Origin of the sequence: Bifidobacterium stellenboschense, assembly GCF_000741785.1 — a bacterium.
Taxonomy (GTDB): domain Bacteria; phylum Actinomycetota; class Actinomycetes; order Actinomycetales; family Bifidobacteriaceae; genus Bifidobacterium; species Bifidobacterium stellenboschense.
This window is the reverse complement of the sequence record NZ_JGZP01000031.1, coordinates 22961-40508: the sequence shown is the minus strand read 5'-3', so window position 1 is coordinate 40508 and position 17548 is coordinate 22961. Positions and strand designations below refer to the sequence as shown.

11 protein-coding genes are annotated in these 17548 nt (G+C 68.4%); 8 read left to right on the top strand and 3 right to left on the bottom strand.

Annotation, left to right across the window (positions count from 1 at the left end; genetic code table 11):
- The coding region (locus BSTEL_RS11010) for a protein kinase domain-containing protein (RefSeq protein ID WP_156963309.1) at positions 1–963 on the bottom strand (963 nt) is incomplete at its 3' end.
- A 94-nt stretch (positions 964–1057) separates the two neighbouring features.
- Complete coding sequence (locus BSTEL_RS11005; RefSeq protein ID WP_034530380.1) at positions 1058–2155, bottom strand: polyprenyl synthetase family protein; 1098 nt, start codon at positions 2153–2155, stop codon at positions 1058–1060.
- 184 nt (positions 2156–2339) lie between these two features.
- Between BSTEL_RS11005 and BSTEL_RS11000 the strand changes: the two genes are divergently transcribed.
- From BSTEL_RS11000 to BSTEL_RS10980, 5 genes are all read left to right on the top strand, one after another.
- Positions 2340–3053 (top strand): hypothetical protein, encoded by a 714-nt coding sequence (locus BSTEL_RS11000; protein ID WP_051923093.1) that lies wholly within the window; start codon positions 2340–2342, stop codon positions 3051–3053.
- A 155-nt stretch (positions 3054–3208) separates the two neighbouring features.
- The gene (locus BSTEL_RS10995; protein WP_034530379.1) at positions 3209–4624 is read left to right on the top strand and encodes an RNA polymerase sigma factor; all 1416 of its coding nucleotides are present in this window, start codon (positions 3209–3211) and stop codon (positions 4622–4624) included.
- 41 nt (positions 4625–4665) lie between these two features.
- Positions 4666–6954 (top strand): DNA gyrase/topoisomerase IV subunit B, encoded by a 2289-nt coding sequence (locus BSTEL_RS10990; protein WP_034530375.1) that lies wholly within the window; start codon positions 4666–4668, stop codon positions 6952–6954.
- Positions 6955–7633: 679 nt separating this feature from the next.
- Entirely contained in the window at positions 7634–8608 is a 975-nt protein-coding gene (locus BSTEL_RS10985) for a ribokinase (RefSeq protein ID WP_034530394.1), read from the top strand.
- Between the two features lie 139 nt (positions 8609–8747).
- Entirely contained in the window at positions 8748–9977 is a 1230-nt protein-coding gene (locus tag BSTEL_RS10980) for an MFS transporter (RefSeq protein ID WP_034530373.1), read from the top strand.
- Positions 9978–10010: 33 nt separating this feature from the next.
- Here the strand turns inward: BSTEL_RS10980 and BSTEL_RS10975 are convergent, their stop codons facing one another.
- Positions 10011–11393, bottom strand: coding sequence for a DUF4153 domain-containing protein (locus BSTEL_RS10975; protein ID WP_051923092.1), 1383 nt, complete (start codon positions 11391–11393; stop codon positions 10011–10013).
- A gap of 224 nt (positions 11394–11617) precedes the next feature.
- Between BSTEL_RS10975 and BSTEL_RS10970 the strand changes: the two genes are divergently transcribed.
- The 3 genes from BSTEL_RS10970 to BSTEL_RS10960 all read left to right on the top strand — a co-directional run bounded on the left by BSTEL_RS10970 (position 11618) and on the right by BSTEL_RS10960 (position 17503).
- Positions 11618–12196 (top strand): DUF2975 domain-containing protein, encoded by a 579-nt coding sequence (locus BSTEL_RS10970; protein ID WP_051923091.1) that lies wholly within the window; start codon positions 11618–11620, stop codon positions 12194–12196.
- Positions 12197–12403 carry a helix-turn-helix domain-containing protein gene (locus tag BSTEL_RS10965; protein WP_034530371.1) on the top strand — a complete coding sequence of 69 codons (207 nt, stop codon included), beginning with the start codon at positions 12197–12199 and terminating at the stop codon, positions 12401–12403.
- A gap of 75 nt (positions 12404–12478) precedes the next feature.
- Entirely contained in the window at positions 12479–17503 is a 5025-nt protein-coding gene (locus BSTEL_RS10960) for an Lhr family helicase (protein WP_034530370.1), read from the top strand.
- Positions 17504–17548: the final 45 nt, after the last annotated feature.

Here is a 17548-nt window from a genome sequence, read left to right as displayed (position 1 = left end):
CGCCCCGGCGAGCCGTGCGCCGACCGGCGTGCGTGCGCCGTCGAAACCGGCGGCGTCCGCGGCGTCCGTGGCATCCGCCGACGCCGGTCGCCGGTACTGCCACGCCTCCACCGACAGCGTGCGCATCACGTCGCGCAGTTCCGCCGCCGCGGCGGTCGCGTCGGCGGGGCGCGCGTCGATGGCGCGTTCGGTCAGGTGTGTGACGAATCGTGCGACCGCCGGGTCGATGCCGGGGCACGGCGTGGTGAGGGGCGGCACGTCCTCATGGACGTGCTTGAAGACGAGCGTGACGGGATTGTCGGAGATGAACGGCACGTGGCCGACGAGCATCTCCCACGCCATGATGCCGACCGCGTACAGGTCGCCCTGCGGGGTCGCCTCGTTGCGTTCGATGGTTTCCGGCGGCAGGTAGGCGGCGGTGCCGAGCAGCATGCCGGTGGAGGAGAGCGTCGCCTGCGAGGTGGCCTTCGCGAGACCGAAGTCGGTGATCTGCACGCGGCCTCGATCGTTGAGCATGATGTTCTCGGGTTTGATGTCGCGGTGTACGACGTTCACCTGATGCGCGCTGGACAGGCCGTCGAGCGTCTCGGCGACGACGCGCAGCGTCTGGCGTACGCTGAACACGCCCTGCTCGTTCATCTCGTGGCGAAGGTTCACGCCGTGCACGTACTCCATGACGAGGTAGGCGCGGCCGTCGGATTCGCCGGCGTCGTACACCTGCACGACGTGCGGGTTGGCGATGCGCGCGGCGGACCGCGCCTCGCGGCGGAACCGTTCGAGGAACTGGTCGCGGTGCGGTCCCTGCGCAAGTTGCGTGTGCATCATCTTGACGGCCACCGTGCGGCCGAGCCGTTCGTCCTGCGCCTCGTACACCGTCGCCATGCCGCCCTGCGCGATTCGGCGCACGATGCGGTAGCGGCCTTCGATCATCTGGCCTACGGGGGTGTTTGCGGCTTCACTCATAGGGTTGCGTCCGTGTCCTTACGTCACTCACGAAAATCACCGGGTCGTTTCCCGCCGCGCGCGCCGCAGCGGAAGACTCCCTTGCCGTTCCACTCTAGCGTTCGGCCACGTCCGGCACGAAACGCGCGCACGCGTCCGTGAGGCGCCTGTGCGCGGCCGGCCCGAGGCCGAGCGCGTCGATCGCCTCGCGTGATTGCGTCCACAGGTCCGCGATGCGTTCGCGGGAACGGTCCACGGCGCCGGTGGAGGCGAACAGGCCGATCGCGCGGCGTACGTCCGCCTCGTCGCGCGCGGGGGCGGAGAACATGGCGACGAGTTCGGCGCGCTCCGTGTCGGACGCGGCTTCGAGCGCGTCGGCGAGCAGCACCGTGCGCTTGCCTTCGCGGATGTCGCCGCCCACCGGCTTGCCGCTCGTGCGGCTCGACCCGATCACGTCGATCAGATCGTCCTCCAATTGGAACGCGAGACCCAGCGGCACACCCACGGCGAGCGCCTTCGCGCGCGCGTCCGCCGGGGCGTCGCCGGCGGCGAGCAGTGCGAGTTCGAGCGGCGCGATCGTCGTGTAGCTGGCCGTCTTCCAGCGGAACACGCCGAGCGACGCCTCCGCGAGCGCCTGCGGGTCGGCCAGCGACGCCTGTTCGACGGCGAGGTCGAGCACCTGTCCGATCTCCACCTCGCGCTGCATGGTGAGGAACGCGGAGACCAGCGCGGACGGGTTCTCGAGCCGTGCGGCCGCGCTGTTGGCGATGTCGACGCAGGCGGTGGCGAGCAGGTCGCCGAGCATGAGCCCCAACCCGCGGCCGATCGCCGCGTCGCCGGTGCGGTCCTCCAGCGCCCGGTGCGCGCTTGGCTTGCCGCGGCGCAGGTCGGAGTCGTCGATGATGTCGTCGTGCACGAGCGCCGCCGTCTGGAACACCTCGATCGCGCACGCCATATCCACCATCGCGTCGCGCGCCGCCGTGTCCCCTCCGAACGCGTCGTACGCGGCGAGGGCGAGCAGCGCGCGCAGACGTTTGCCGCCTTCGCTGGAGGTCACGCCCTGACGTACGACCGCGTCCATCATCGACCGGCAGGCGGCGGGGATGGGGGAGCCGGCCTCGGCGGCGCCTTCGGCGGGCACGCCCGCCCGTTCGGCCACCAGGGCGGCGATACGCGGTTCAATCAGGGAACGGTCAACGTCTCTCAAGCACATGCCTCTAAGTTATCCACAATGTGCGCCGAACACAAGAACCCAATGGTTCCAAGGCCTCGCAGGGTACTGACCACATTGGCCGTGGAGCGTGCGCGCGGCGGGTCCGCGCCGTCATACTGGCATCACGGCCGAGGAACCCCGGCCGTGACGGAACGACCATCGAACGACCATCAAGGAGGATGCCATGACGAAGCACCGACGCACCCGTAACGCGAATCCGCACGATCCGCCCGGCCCCGAGGGGAGGAGGCAGCGGCCCGTGCACGCCGACAGCCCGGACGAGTGCCGCGAGTTCCTCGAAGGGCTCGACGAGCTCGATGCCGACGTGATCGACGGGCTCGTGGGGCGCCTGCGCGCCGATCGGCGCGAACGCGGCCCGGAATCGGGCAACAACGAGTGGATGGACGGTCCGCTCGACGAGTGGCTCGACAACATCGACCACGGCCGCGTCGACCTCGACGAGGAGACGATGGCCACGATCGCCGTCGGCATGCACGAGGTGCTGGCGATGCGCGACGCGCTGATCCTCTCGCTGATCGTCGACCGGGCAGCCTGCGACAGGGACACGCTGATGACGATCCTGTCGCGCCCGCGCACGCCTCCCGTCTCCGCGCTGGTGCGCGACCTGATGACCGCCGCCTTCAAGGACGACGACGGGCCGGACATGGACCGCTGCCAGGCGGGGATCACCATGTTCTCCGCCATGGCGTGCCTGATGCCGCTGTCGATGACGGCGCAGCCGTTCGCCGCGATCGCCTACATCCTGTGGTGGCTGGGCGACTGCCGCGCCCCCGTCTACGCGCTGCGCTCGCTCGCCGCCGACGAGGATTGCACGCTGGCGGCGATCGTGCTGGGCGCGTCGGAACGCGGTCTGGGACCGGCGTGCAGCTGCACTTGAGCGGTGCCGTGGCGCGTCCGGGCGCGCGGGTTTCTTCGCGACGGGAATAATCGTCCCTATGGGGTGGTTTACTCACATAGTTGACGATTTGCCTTTGCCAGAAGTGTGCCCTTGTGGTATATGAGGCGGGGCGAGGAACCGCGAGGAGGAACAGTTTGGCTACCAAGAGCACGACGGCCGGCGACAAGACCGAGGACACCAAGGACACGAAGCCCGCCGCCGCCAAGAAAGCCAGCACCGCGCGCAGGACGGCCGCGAAGAAGACGGCCGCGAAGACCACGGCACGCAAGGCCGCCGCGAAGCGTCCGCGCAGGAAGAAGGACGAGCCGGCGAAGCCGGTCGAGGCGGACGAGGTCGACGAGCTGGACGACGAGAAGGACGATCTCGACGTCGACGATCTCGACGACCTCGACGAGGACATCGACGGCGGCGACGTCGACGACGAGTCGGATGATGCGGACGACGAGGATTCCGACGACGACCTCGACGATGACGACGACTCCGATGACGATGATGACGACAAGCCCGCCGAAACGGAGGAGCCCAAGCAGAAGGGCGCCTTCGTCGTGCGCGACGATGACGACGACTACGAGCCGCGTCCGCGCCGCCGCGGCGGCAAGGTCGGCAACCCGAAGCGCCGCGTGATCACCGCGGGCGCCACCGCCGATCCGGTCAAGGACTACCTCAAGCAGATCGGCCGCGTCAACCTGCTGAACGCCGAGCAGGAGGTCGACCTGTCCGAGCGCATCGAGGCGGGCCTGTACGCCCAGCACCTGCTGGACACCGAGGGCGACACGATGGACTTCAAGCGCAAGCGCGAGCTCAAGTGGGCGGCGAACGACGGCAAGAAGGCCAAGGACCACCTGCTCGAAGCCAACCTGCGACTCGTCGTCTCCCTCGCCAAGCGCTACACGGGCCGCGGCATGCTCTTCCTCGACCTCATCCAGGAAGGCAACCTGGGCCTGATCCGCGCCGTCGAGAAGTTCGACTGGAAGAAGGGCTTCAAGTTCTCCACGTACGCGACCTGGTGGATCCGCCAGGCCATCACCCGCGCCATGGCCGACCAGGCGCGCACCATCCGCGTGCCCGTGCACATGGTGGAGGTCATCAACAAGCTCTCCCGCGTGCAGCGCCAGATGCTGCAGGACCTCGGCCGCGAGCCCACGCCGGACGAGCTGGCGCGCGAGCTCGACATGCCGGTCGAGAAGGTGCAGGAGGTGCAGAAGTACGGCCGCGAGCCGATCTCGCTGCACACCCCGCTCGGCGAGGACGGCGACTCCGAGTTCGGCGACCTCATCGAGGACACCGACGCCATCGCCCCGTCCGACGCGGTCGCGTTCTCGCTGCTCCAGGAGCAGTTCAAGAGCGTGCTCGAGACCCTGTCGCCGCGCGAGTCCGGCGTCATCAAGATGCGCTACGGCCTGGAGGACGGCCAGCCGAAGACCCTCGACGACATCGGCCGCGTGTACGGCGTGACCCGCGAACGCATCCGCCAGATCGAGTCGAAGACCATGTCGAAGCTGCGCCACCCGTCCCGTTCGCAGACGCTGCGCGACTTCCTGGATCAGTGATCGGCGGCCGCCGACCAACCATCGTTCAACACTAGGGGATTATGGCGAAAGAGGAATACGGCGCCAAGGATTTGGCCGTCCTTGAAGGCCTGGACGCGGTGCGCAAGCGTCCGGGCATGTACATCGGTACCACCGACTCGCAGGGCCTCATGCACTGCCTGTGGGAGATCATCGACAACTCCGTCGACGAGGCGTTGGCCGGGTTCTGCACGAACATCGTCGTGACTCTGCACACCGACGGATCGATCGAGGTGGCGGACGACGGACGAGGCATCCCGGTCGACAAGGAGCCGAAGACCAAGCTCACCGGCGTGGAGGTCGTGCTCACCAAGCTGCACGCCGGCGCGAAGTTCGGCAACTCCTCCTACAACGCGGTCGGCGGCCTGCATGGCGTCGGCTCGTCGGTCGTCAACGCGTTGAGCTCCCGTCTCGACGTGTGGGTGGACCGCGACGGGCTCACGCACCACATGTCGTTCCATCAGGGCCATCCGGGCGTGTACGCGGACGCCGACCCGGCGAACCCCTCGCCGGACTCGCCGTTCAAGCGCACGCGCAAGAACCGGCCCACCGAGTTGGAGATCGTCGGCAAGGTGCCCGCCAAGCGCACCGGCACTCGCATCCGCTACTGGGCGGACAAGGAGATCTTCAACAGCACCGCCGAATTCTCCTACGAGCAGCTCATCGACCGCGTGCGCCAGACCAGCTTCCTCGTGCCGGGTCTCAAGATCACCGTCGTCGACGAGAACGTGCCCGAGACGGGCGACGCGTCGCTCGACGAGATGCGCGAGGTCGACGCCGTCGCGCCGGCCGGGACCACGGCCGCCTCCGAGACGGAGACGGCCTCCGAGACCCCCGATGACTCCGACGCGCCCGCCGCGTCCGGGGTCGCCGAGCCGTCCGAGGCGGTCGCCGTGGCGCAGGCCGACGCGGCCGCGCACACGCACGCCCGCGTCGAGGAGTTCCTCCACACCGGCGGCGTCAAGGACTTCGTCGACTTCCTCTCCCACGGCGAACCAATCTCCGACATCTGGCGCATCCAGGGCGAAGGCACCTACGAGGAGGAGACGCAGGCCGTCGGCGAGAACGGCGAACTGCACGCCCAGAACGTGACGCGCACCTGCGGCGTCGACATCGCCCTGAGATGGGTGAACGGCTACGACACGGTGATGCGCAGCTTCGTCAACATCATCGAGACGCCCGGCGGCGGCATGCACGTCGACGGGCTGATGAACTCGATCACCCGGCAGGTGCGCAAGGCCGTCGAGGCGAACGCGCGCAAGCTCAAGGTGAACCTCAAGGACCAGCACATGCGCGTCGAACGCGACGACATCATGGCCGGTCTCGTGGCCGTCGTCACCGTGCGCATCGCCGAACCGCAGTTCCAGGGGCAGACCAAGGACGTGCTCGGCACCGCGCAGGTCAAGCCGATCGTCACCCGCATGACCGACAAGCAGTTCGGTGAGATGATCACCGGCGCCAAACGCGGCTACAAGGAGCAGTCGGCGCGCGTGCTCGAGAAGATCGTCGGCGAGATGCACGCCCGCGTCCAGTCGCGCAAGGCCAAGGAGGTCACGCGCCGCAAGAACGCGCTCGAATCCGCGTCGATGCCGTCGAAGCTGTCCGACTGCCAGCCGGGCAACGACGACGTGGCCGAACTGTTCATCGTCGAGGGCGACTCCGCGCTCGGCACCGCGAAGGCGGCCCGCAACTCCGGCTTCCAGGCGCTCCTGCCGATTCGAGGCAAGATCCTCAACGTGCAGAAGGCGTCGATCACTCAGATGCTGTCGAACAAGGAGTGCGCGGCCATCATCCAGGTGGTGGGTGCCGGAAGCGGGCAGAGCTTCGACATCGAGCAGGCGCGCTACAACAAGGTCATCATGATGACCGATGCCGATGTGGACGGCGCGCACATCCGCATCCTGCTGCTCACCCTGTTCTACCGCTACATGCGTCCGCTCATCGAACACGGCCACGTGTACGCGGCCGTGCCTCCGCTGCACCGCATCGCGCTCGCCGGCTCGCACAAGGGCGAATACATCTACACGTATTCGGACGACGAGCTCGCCGGCAAGCTCGCCGATCTGGACCGCCGCCACATCTCCTACAATCCGGACATCCAGCGCTACAAGGGCTTGGGCGAGATGGACGCCGACCAGCTGGCCGACACGACGATGGACCCGCGTACGCGCATGCTGCGCCGCATCCGCATGGAGGACGCCGCGCAGGCGGCCGAGATCTTCAGCTTGCTCATGGGCGATGACGTGCCGCCGCGCAAGGCGTTCATCGTCGAGAACGCGGACGATTTCGACCGTTCCAAGATCGACACGTGACGGTTCTGCGAGGCTCCTGCGTCGGCGACGGCGGGGGAGTGTAAGTGCCCGGTTGCAGCTTCGTGCAACCGGGCACTTACGTATGTGTACGATTTGTGCGCGACCGCTACTATGCTTGTTCGATGTGAATACCGAGATGAGCGCAGAAGAGAGCGGCGACATGCCCGACGACGGTCCCACCGTCATCGTACCGTCCGAGGAAGCGGCGCAGGTGCAGGCGCAAGCGGTGGAGCCTCCCGCGGACACCGAACGCATTCCCGTCGTCCATCCCGCCGCCGAGACGATGCCGGCGGCCATCCCGCCCGTCACGCCGATGAGCGAACGGTCGAAGATCCAATCCCAGGAGCGTCTGGCCTCCCTCGTGCAGTCGGTGGAGCAGGAGGCGCTCGCCGCCGGGGTGCCGTCCCCGCCCATCCAATCCCAATCCCAGCCGCAGCCGCTGGTCGTGCAGGCGCCCACGGCCACGCAGCCGGTCGTGCAGGTGCCCGCCGGCGTCCAACAGTCCGTGGCGCAATCCTCCTCCCGCGCCGCCAAACCGTCGCTGGCCCAGTCGGTGGTCCAGTCGGTCACCCAATCCATGCCGGCGATCGTCACCAACGGCACCGGCTCCGGCCTCAAACCGGTGGTGATGACCGGCGTCATCCCCGCCGTCGTGCTCGAAGGCGGCATGCGCCCCGTCATGCCGCAGGAGGTGCGCGACAGACTCATCAGCCTGGAACGCGCCGAAGGATCGGTCGCCGTCGTCGGCTCGATGAACGCCGACTACACGGTGACCGCCCGCCGCCTGCCCGAACCCGGCGAGACCGTCCGCGGCGGGGCGCTGCGCATCCTGCCCGGCGGCAAAGGCGCGAACCAGGCGTCCGCCGCGGCGCGTCTCGGCGCCAACGTGTGCATCTACGGCGCGGTCGGCAACGATCCGAACGCCGACTTCCTGCTCGGCGAACTCGACGCGGCCGGCGTCGATACGAGCGAGATCCTGCGCACCGAGGGCGCGACCGGCACCACCGTCATCACCGTGGACGCGAACGGCGAGAACACGATCGTCTACTCGCCGGGCGCGAACGGCAAGGTGAGCGCCGGCTACGTGCAGTCGCACCGAGACGCGCTCGCCGATGCGAGCGTGCTCGGCCTGTGCCTGGAAAGCCCGATGACCACGGTGATCGCCGCCGCCGAGGCCGCGCACGCGGACGGCGTGACCGTGCTGCTCAACGAGTCGCCGTTCCTACCCGAACTGCCGCACGAACTCGTCACCTCCACCGACATCCTGCTCGTCAACGAGCATGAGGCCGCCCAGCTGCTCGAACTCGACGAGCCGGACGGCGGCGACTGGTCGGGCTGCGATTGGGACGACGTGGTGTCGCGCATCGCCGACTACGGGTTCGAACGTGCGATCGTCACGCTCGGCGATCAGGGGTCCGTCGTCATCGAGAACTACCGCTGGTACCGCGTCGATGTGGCGAAGGTCCCCGCCAAGGACACGACCGGTTGCGGCGACGCGTTCATGGGCACCGTGCTTTCCGGCCTCGCCGCCGGCTATTCGCTGCTCGAATCCGCGCAGATGGCCTCCTACGTGGCCGGCTACGCGGCCACGCGTCTTGGCGCGCAGGCGTCGTTCGGCTCGGCCGCCGACGTGCTCGCCTACTTCTCCGCGTGACGGGCGCGGCGTAGTCGCCGTCTTCCATCGCATACGGCCCCGGGACGCCTTCGGCGTGTCCCGGGGCCGTTCTGTCATGCGCCGCCCGCTAGTATGTACGAACGTACATAACGATTGACCGTCACAGTGGAGGGAAACCATGGCAAGCCTGCTGCTCGCCGTCATCTACGTCGCCTTCATATCGCTCGGCCTGCCCGACGCCCTGCTCGGCGCCGCATGGCCGACGATGAGCCAGGATCTCGGCGCCCCCGTCTCGTGGGCGGGCGGCATCTCGATGACCATCTCCGCGGCGACCATCTGCTCCGCGCTCCTGTCCGACCGTCTCACCCTGCGGTTCGGCACGGGCCGCATCACCGCCGCATCCGTCGCCATCACCGCGGCCGCCCTGCTCGGCTTCTCCGTCGCCCCCAACTACTGGGTGCTGGTGCTCCTCGCCGTTCCCTACGGTCTGGGCGCCGGCGGCGTCGACGCGGCGCTCAACAACTACGTGGCCATCCACTACGAGAGCCGTCACATGAGCTGGCTGCACTGCATGTGGGGCGTCGGCGCGCTCATCGGCCCCTATGTGATGGGTCATGCGCTCGCCGGAGGGCAGGGGTGGCCGTGGGGCTACCGGTACATCGGATTCCTGCAGATCGGTCTGACCGCGATCCTCATCCTCAGCCTGCCGCTGTGGAAGTCGCGCAAGGCGGCCGCGGCCCCGGCTCCCTCCGGGCCCGGGCCCGATCCCGATTCCGATTCCGGCCCCGACGCCGGCGCGCAGGGCGCCCAGTCCGCGGAGCTCCGCAAGCCGCTCGGGCTCAAAGGCGTGCTCGCCATCCGCGGCGCGCGAGAGATCCTCATCATGTTCCTGTGCTATTGCGCCATCGAGCAGACCGCCATGCTGTGGGGCTCCAGCTACATGGTGCTCGGCCAGGGCATCGACAAGACGACCGCCGCCCGCTGGGCCAGCCTGTTCTGCATCGGCATCACCGTGGGCCGCGGCCTGAGCGGCTTCATCACGATGAAGCTGTCCGACCCGGCGATGATCCGCCTCGGACAGGTGCTCATCGCGTTCGGCGCCGTCACCATGCTCATCCCGCTGCCGAACCACATCGGCGTGCTCGCCGGCCTCATGATCGTCGGCTTCGGCTGCGCGCCTATCTACCCGTGCGTCATCCACTCCACGCCCGGATACTTCGGCGAGGAGAACTCGCAGGCCATCATCGGCGTGCAGATGGCGTTCGCCTACGTCGGCTCCATGCTCATGCCGCCGTTGTTCGGACTCATCGCCCAGTACATGAGCATCGGCCTGTTCCCGTTCTACCTGTTCGCGTTCCTCCTGCTCATGGTCGTCATGCATGAGACCCTGCGCCGCAAGCGCGCATGACGTCCCGGCGGCCGTCGTGCGTGGCGGCCGCCGTCACATCATCGCCATCGCACCCGCCGCGTCGAACCCGTGGGACGCGTTGTACGCGTCGACCAACGCCATCGGATCGCACCATCCGAGCGCGACATACCAGACGACGAACAGGACGAGGCACGTCGCGACCAACGGCAGCCGGTCCACGCGCATACGCACCGTCGCCGTCTTCACGAGACACAGCACAAGCACCACGGCCAGCAAGCCGATGAACGTCAACGACGCGAACCGCAGCCACGTGAGCCCGTACGCGCCCACGTACAGGCCGAGCCGCATACCCGCCGAGACCAGCATCACGCCCGTCGCCGCGACGAGCGCGACGAGCATCGCCGTCAGCGTGCGCGTCCGGGGCGCGTAGGAGAGCACGACGCCGAACACGCCCAGATCGATCGCGGCGACCAGCAGCAGCTGGAAGAACCCGCCGCGCGCATACTCCGCGTACGTCATGCCGTCCGGCAGGCCCGCGCCGGCGAACAGGAACGCGAACTGCACCGCGCAGAACACGACGTACAGGGCGAGCACCGCGCCTAGTACGATCGCCGTCACCACCGGATCCAACGACAGCGCGACCCGCCTGCCGTACAGGTCGGCGACCTCGCCGCCGCGCATATCCTGGTTCGCGAGCAGCGAGAACATGAACGGGAACGCGGCCAGCACGAACCCCGCATGCCAGGCGAACGCCGTCACGTCGACGTCCGCGGCGAGACGGGAGAGCGCGTAGGCGAAGACCATGTCGGCGCTCGCCAACAGCGTGCCCAGCACGATGATCGTCGGCACGGCGATGGCCGCCGCCAGGCCGATGCGGCGCAACGTCGGGCGACGGTCGCCGTCCGAGACGGTGCGGGTGGTGATACGGGCGATTCCGGCGACGGCGCGGCCGAACGCGCCCAATCCGGAGAACGGCTGCACCGCCCATCCGGTCAGCCAGCGCAACGCCACGCCGGCGGGACGCCACACATCGAACCGGCCGTTCACGAGCTGCAGATGCAGCATGAGCAGCGCGGGCACGGCCACGAACATCGTGAGCGGATAGGTGACGTCGTATGTCGCGAACGCCCCGGCCATGTCCGTCGCAGTCCAGACGGCGCAGGCGACGACGGCCGTGGCGACGAACCACGTCATCGGGCGGCGGATTGCCGTCCGCCAGTGCAGCAGGGTCGTCGCCGCCACGCCGGCGATCCAGAAGACGGCGATCGGCGTGAACGGGGATGCGTATCGGAACGGCGCCGCGATGACGAGACGATCGAACGCCACGACGACGAGCAGCGAGACGGCGAGCGTGAGGATGGTCCGCGTCGAGGGTTTCGCGGCGGTGGGCGACGGTCGTGCGGTCGTTGGCCGCGTGGCGGGTGGTTGCGTGGTGGTCGATGGTTGCGGATTCATGTCGTGCTCCTTCGATGATGCGTGCGGCGGGCCGTCCGTCGCTTCGTCGTGCTTTGCCCTCACCGTAAGCTATCGAAAAACGATAGATGATTATCGAGATACGATTCTTCACCGAATTTGCATATCGAATTTCGATAGGTTATTATCGTCGTGCGATTGCAATGATGCGCTGCGCCCGTTCGGGATGGGTTCAGGTGCATGCGACAAGGAAGGCGGTGGGGCATATGGCTGGCGTCGATCGATCGGACGGGAGTGATGTACCCGACGTGCGGCTCTGGAAGGAGTATCACCCCACGGCGATCGCCGTGCTCAAGGCGATGATCGTCCTCTTCGAACTGATCTGCCTGTGGGGGCAGTGCGTCGTGGTCGTCCTCTCCGGCGACATCACCGCCATGTACCCGGAGCTCGCCCCGGCCCGATGGCCGTACGCCGTCGCCGGACTGCTCGGCATCCTGTGCTTCGAGGTCGCGCTGATCCCCCTGTGGCGGCTGCTCACGCTCGTCAAACGACGTGACGTCTTCTCCGGCAAAGCCGTGAGATGGACCGATGCCATCGTCGCATGCGCCACTGCGGAAGGCGCGCTCGTGCTGTTCGTGCTGCTCTACGGCTCGCTGGCGCACGCCGAATACTACGATTCGGCCCGAGGCGCCTCCGCGGACGTCGCGATGGGTGCCGTCGCCATGAGCGTGGCGTGCGTCGTCGCACTGCTGCTCATCGCCGCGTTCATCCTGCTCATGCTCGTCATGCGGTCCCTGCTCAACGCGGCCATCGCGCAACGCGACGAGCTCGAGGCGGTGATCTGAATGGCCATCCGCGTGAACATCGACGTCATGCTCGCCAAACGCAAGATGAGCGTCGGCGAGCTCGCCGACCGCATCGGCATCACGCCCGTCAACGTGTCCGTGCTCAAGAACGGACGCGCCAAGGCGATACGCTTCACTACGCTCGACCGGCTCTGCGCGGCCCTCGACTGCCAGCCCGGCGACGTCCTCGAATACGTGGAGGACTGACCGGACGGATTCGTCGGTGCCGGCGTCGGGACGAACGCGTGTCACGTGTCCGCGGCCGAGGCGATAATCGAACATATGTGCGAAGGATTGGAATCGTTCTCGGAGCCCACGAGGGTCTGGTTCCACCGCGCCTTCGGCAAACCGACCGAAGCCCAACGCGGGGCGTGGCCGGCCATCCGCTCCGGGGAGAACGTGCTGGTCGTCGCCCCCACCGGTTCCGGCAAGACCCTCGCCGCCTTCCTCTCCGCCATCGACCGCCTGATGGCCGTCGCATCGTGCCCCGACTCGGAGTCGGCTTCTACTTCCGGCCCCCTCCCGGAATCGGCCGCAGCGGTTCCTCGCGACTCGGAGCCGACCGCTGCTTCCCGCCCCCGCCGGCGGGGCCTGTCGGCGAAGCCGACTGGGGGTGGTCCCGCCTCAGCCTCCGCAAAGCGCACGACCCACGGCGTGCGCATCCTCTACATCTCCCCGCTGAAGGCGCTCGCCGTCGACGTGGCCAAAAACCTCGAAACGCCGCTCGACGGCATCGCCGGCGAATGCGAGACGCTCGGCCTGCCCGCGCCGCGCATCCGCGTCGCCACGCGCAGCGGCGACACCACGCCCAAGGAACGCCGCGCCATCGCCGCCCACCCGCCGGACATCCTCGTCACCACACCCGAATCGCTCTACCTGCTGCTCACCTCCAAGGCCCGGCGCATCCTGAAAACCGTGGACACGGTCATCGTCGACGAAGTGCACGCGCTCGCCGGCACTAAACGCGGGAGCCACCTCGCGCTGAGCCTCGAACGGCTCGACGGGCTCGTCGCCGGCGATTCCCCCGTGCAGCGCATCGGCCTGTCCGCCACCGTGAACCCGCCCGCCGAGGCGGCGCGCTTCCTCGGCGGGAGCCGGTCCGTCACAATCGTGAACCCCGGTTCACGTCCGGACATGGATCTGAAGGTCGTCGAACCATTGGCCGACATGCACGACCTCTCCTCCGCGAACGTGCCGCACCGCGCAGGCGGCGTCGACACGGCGCGTGCCGACGCGCCCTATATCTCCGGCGTGACGCCCGCCATGCAACGGCTCGCCGAGCGCAAAGGCCTCGCCGGCCGCGATTCGTCCACGGCGGTCGTCGGCGCGGCCGGCGACCGCACAAGCGGATCGATCTGGCCGGTCGTCGAGGCGAGCGTGCTCGACGAGATCCTCGCGCACCGGACCACGCTCGTGTTCGTCAACTCGCGCGGACTCGCCGAGAAGCTCACCGCGCGGTTGAACGACCTGTACGCCGAGCGACGGGGGAGCGGGAGTTCCGTCACCTCTCCCACGTCGGCCGATACGGGCTCGCCCGAAGGACGTGAGCAGTTCGCCGCACACTACGATGCGGTCGTCGGCGGCACGACGCAGCTCGTCGGCTCGCACGGTCCGGACGATGTGATCGCGATGGCGCACCACGGCTCCGTCTCGAAGGACCGGCGCAAGCAGATCGAGGAACGACTGAAGCGCGGCGAGCTCAAGTGCGTGGTCGCGACGAGCAGTCTCGAACTCGGCATCGACATGGGGTCGGTCGACCTCGTCATCCAGATCGCACCGCCGCTGTCCGTCGCATCCGGACTGCAACGCGTCGGCCGCGCCGACCATCACGTCGGCGGCGTCTCGCACGCCCTGCTCTACCCGCTGACGCGGGAGCAGATCATCGGCGTGACCGCGGCCATCGAAAGCATGCGCGACGGCCGTCTCGAACCACTGGCCATACCGCGCAACCCGCTCGATGTGCTCGCCCAGCAGACCGTGGCCGCCGCCGCGATGGACGACCTCGACCCGGACGCCTGGTATGCGGCCGTACGCCATGCCGCACCGTTCTCCGGACTCGACCGGAGCATGTTCGACGCGGTCATGGGCATGCTCACCGGCGCCTACGACACCGAGGAGTTCTCCGCATTCCGCCCGCCGCTCATGTGGAACCACGAAGCGAACCGCATTTCGGCGCGGCCCGGCGCGCAACGGCTCGCCGTCACCTCCGGCGGCACCATCCCCGACCGGGGCCTCTACACGGTCGTCCTGCCCGAAGCGGACGGCAACCAAGGGAGACGGAGGGTCGGCGAACTCGACGAGGAGATGGTGTACGAATCACGCGTCGGCGACGTCATCACGCTCGGCACCTCCACCTGGCAGATCCAGGAGATCACGCGCGACCGGGTCGTCGTCACGCCCGCCCCCGGCCGCACCGCGCGCCTGCCATTCTGGCACGGCGAGGAATCCGGACGCGACGCCGGCTTCGGCCAAGCCAAAGGCCGCCTCATCCGCGACCTCGCCGCCGGCCTCACCATTTCCCGCTCCCCCCGTGAGGGGGAGCTGTCCGCGAAGCGGACAGCAATGACGACGACCGACCAACATTGCTCCCCCTTCGAGGGGGAGCTGTCTGCAAAGCGGACTGAGGGGGTATCACCGTCGTCCCCATCCTTCGCCCCGTCCGTCCTCGCGCGCCTCGCCGCCGACGGCCTCGACCGCAACGCCGTCGGCAACCTCGCCAGGCTGCTCGCCGAACAGCAGGCGGCCACCGGCATCATCCCCTCCGACCGCACGATCGTCGTCGAACGATGCCCGGACGAGGAAGGCGACCAACGCATCATCATCCACTCGCCATACGGCCGACGCGTCCACGAACCATGGTCGATGGCCATCACCACGCGGCTGAAGCAACGCTACGGATTCGACGGGCAGGCCTACGCGGCCGACGACGGCATCGTCATCCGCATCCCCGACGGCGTCGGCGACATCCCCGCACGCGACCTGCTCCTGTTCACACCCGACGAGCTCACACGCATCGTCGAACGCGAAGTGGGGGAGAGCGTGCTCTACGCGGCGCGGTTCCGCGAATGTGCCGCACGCTCGCTCTACCTGCCACGCACCGAACCCGGCCGGCGCGTGCCGCTGTGGCAGCAGCGGCTCCGCGCCGCCCAACTGCTCGCCGCGGCACGCACGCGACGCAACTTCCCGCTGCTGCTCGAGACCGCGCGCGAATGTCTCCAGGACGTCTACGATCTCAAGGCGCTCCGCGACCTGATGACCGGACTCGACGCCGGAACCATAGCCATCAAGGACGCGGCGACCGAAACGCCGTCCCCGTTCGCCGAAAACCTACTGTTCGGCTTCGTCGGCTCCGTCATGTACCAGTACGACGTGCCGCAGGCCGAACGCAGCGTGCGCATGCTGTCCATGGACCCGGACGTGCTCGAACGGCTGCTCGGCAACACCGACATGAGCGCCGTGCTCGACCCGGACGTGATCGCCGAGGTCTCGCGGGAGCTCGCCGGACGCACGTTCTGGAACGAACTCGCCGACGACGACGTGGCCGGACGCGTCACCCGCTACGCGAAGACCCACGGGCCGTTCACCGCGGACCGGATGATCGCCGAACTCTGCGTCGGCGCGACCGAGGCCGTGCATACGCTGGACGAACTCGAACAACGCGGCGAACTGCTGCACGGGCGTTTCGTGGATGATGATGGGGCCGAAGACGGTGATGCCAATGCGCCGGAGCATACGGGGGACAAGCCGACGCAATGGCTGCATCGCGACGTGTTCCGCCGTATCCGCGCGCGGTCGCTCGCCAAGGCGCGCGAGGCGATACGACCCGTGCCGGCCGCCGTGTACCAGTCATTCCTGCTGCACCGGCAGGGCGTCGGGCCGGTCGGAGGCGAGACATACGAGGGCGCGGACGGGCTGATGCGCGTCATCGAGCAACTGGAGGGCGTGGCGCTGCCCGCAGCCGTCTGGGAGTCGTCGGTGTTCCCGACGCGCGTCGCCGGATACACGCCCGCCATGCTCGACGAACTGCTCGCCGGCGGCGAAGCGGTATGGGTCGGCTCCAAAACCGGCGGCACGAACCCCACCGACCTGGGACTCATCGCCTTCCACCCCGCCGACTCGCCCCTGCTGGAACAGGAGCCTGGGGGAGAGGCCACCGAAGGAGAATCGCCTTACACCGCGGCCATCCTCGCGGTCTTATCCTCCGGCGGCGCCTACCATGCGACACAGCTCGCCGACGCCGCCAAACGCGTCTGGACCACCATCGCCGAGCCGGACATCGACGCCGCGACCGGCGAGATCCTCCTTCCCGAGTGGGATGCGACACGCTTCGAGGAGGCGTTGTGGACGCTCGTCTGGCAGGGGAAAGTGACCAACAGCTCGTTCGCACCCGTACGCGCGTTGGCCGCGGGCTCGCGCAAGGTGCGCACGCCGGCCCGTGCGTCGCGCCGTCGCATCCGCATGCGGCCCGCGACGCCGATGACGCTGGGCGGATTGTGGTCCGTGGTCGGCGTCGCAGGCGCGGACGCCGCGACCGGTGCGGGTGCCATGGGGAACGCGACGAATCCGACGGCCGATGGTGACGAACATGCCGTGAACGCATACGACAACGCCCCCGCGGGGCATCATGCCGATGATGGAGGTGACGAGCGACGCGCGCTCGAACTGGTGGAGATCCTGCTCGACCGGTACGGCGTCATCGCCCAGCCGATGATCGACAAAGAGAACCTGCCCGGCGGATTCCCCGCACTGTACCCGCTGCTCAAACGCATGGAGGAGCATGGGCGCCTCGCCCGCGGCATGTTCGTCGAAGGATTCGGCGCCGCCCAATTCGCCGAGCGGGAGACGGTCGACGAACTGCGGCGGGTCGAAGGCGATGGACAGGCCGGCGTCCCCGGACATATGCGCTCGCCGGTGGCGTTGTCCGTGCTCGACCCGGCGAACCTGTACGGCTCGGCATTGCCGTGGCCGTCCGCGCCGGCGGGCGCATCCAAGCCGGTACGGCGCGAGGGAGGCGTCATCGTGTTGGCCGATGGCAGGCCGGTGTCCTATGCGACACCGAAGTCCAAGCATCTGACGGTGTTCGTCGGTCGTGACGTGACTGGTGCCGACACGCGTCTGCGTCTCGGACTGACCGAACTCGCCTACGCGCTGCGCCGCGGCGGCACGGACGGTGCGGGAGGCGTGGCCGTGCGCACCGTCACGTTCGCCGACGTGAACGGCGTGCCGTTGAACGCACGCAACCCATACGCGCACGTCCTCCACCAGGCCGGCTTCACCCCCGTGCCGCAGGGCATGCGATTGTACTAGAGGCCGCCGGTCGTCGAGGTTTCCGGCTTTCGTCGGAGACCGGCG

Coding starts and splice junctions, on each gene's coding strand:
- BSTEL_RS10975 (WP_051923092.1), bottom strand. CDS start 11,393: ATGAATCCGCAACCATCGACCACCACGCAACCACCCGCCACGCGGCCA.
- BSTEL_RS11005 (WP_034530380.1), bottom strand. CDS start 2,155: ATGTGCTTGAGAGACGTTGACCGTTCCCTGATTGAACCGCGTATCGCC.
- BSTEL_RS10965 (WP_034530371.1), top strand. CDS start 12,197: ATGGCCATCCGCGTGAACATCGACGTCATGCTCGCCAAACGCAAGATG.
- BSTEL_RS10990 (WP_034530375.1), top strand. CDS start 4,666: ATGGCGAAAGAGGAATACGGCGCCAAGGATTTGGCCGTCCTTGAAGGC.
- BSTEL_RS10970 (WP_051923091.1), top strand. CDS start 11,618: ATGGCTGGCGTCGATCGATCGGACGGGAGTGATGTACCCGACGTGCGG.
- BSTEL_RS10980 (WP_034530373.1), top strand. CDS start 8,748: ATGGCAAGCCTGCTGCTCGCCGTCATCTACGTCGCCTTCATATCGCTC.
- BSTEL_RS10960 (WP_034530370.1), top strand. CDS start 12,479: ATGTGCGAAGGATTGGAATCGTTCTCGGAGCCCACGAGGGTCTGGTTC.
- BSTEL_RS11000 (WP_051923093.1), top strand. CDS start 2,340: ATGACGAAGCACCGACGCACCCGTAACGCGAATCCGCACGATCCGCCC.
- BSTEL_RS10985 (WP_034530394.1), top strand. CDS start 7,634: ATGCCGCAGGAGGTGCGCGACAGACTCATCAGCCTGGAACGCGCCGAA.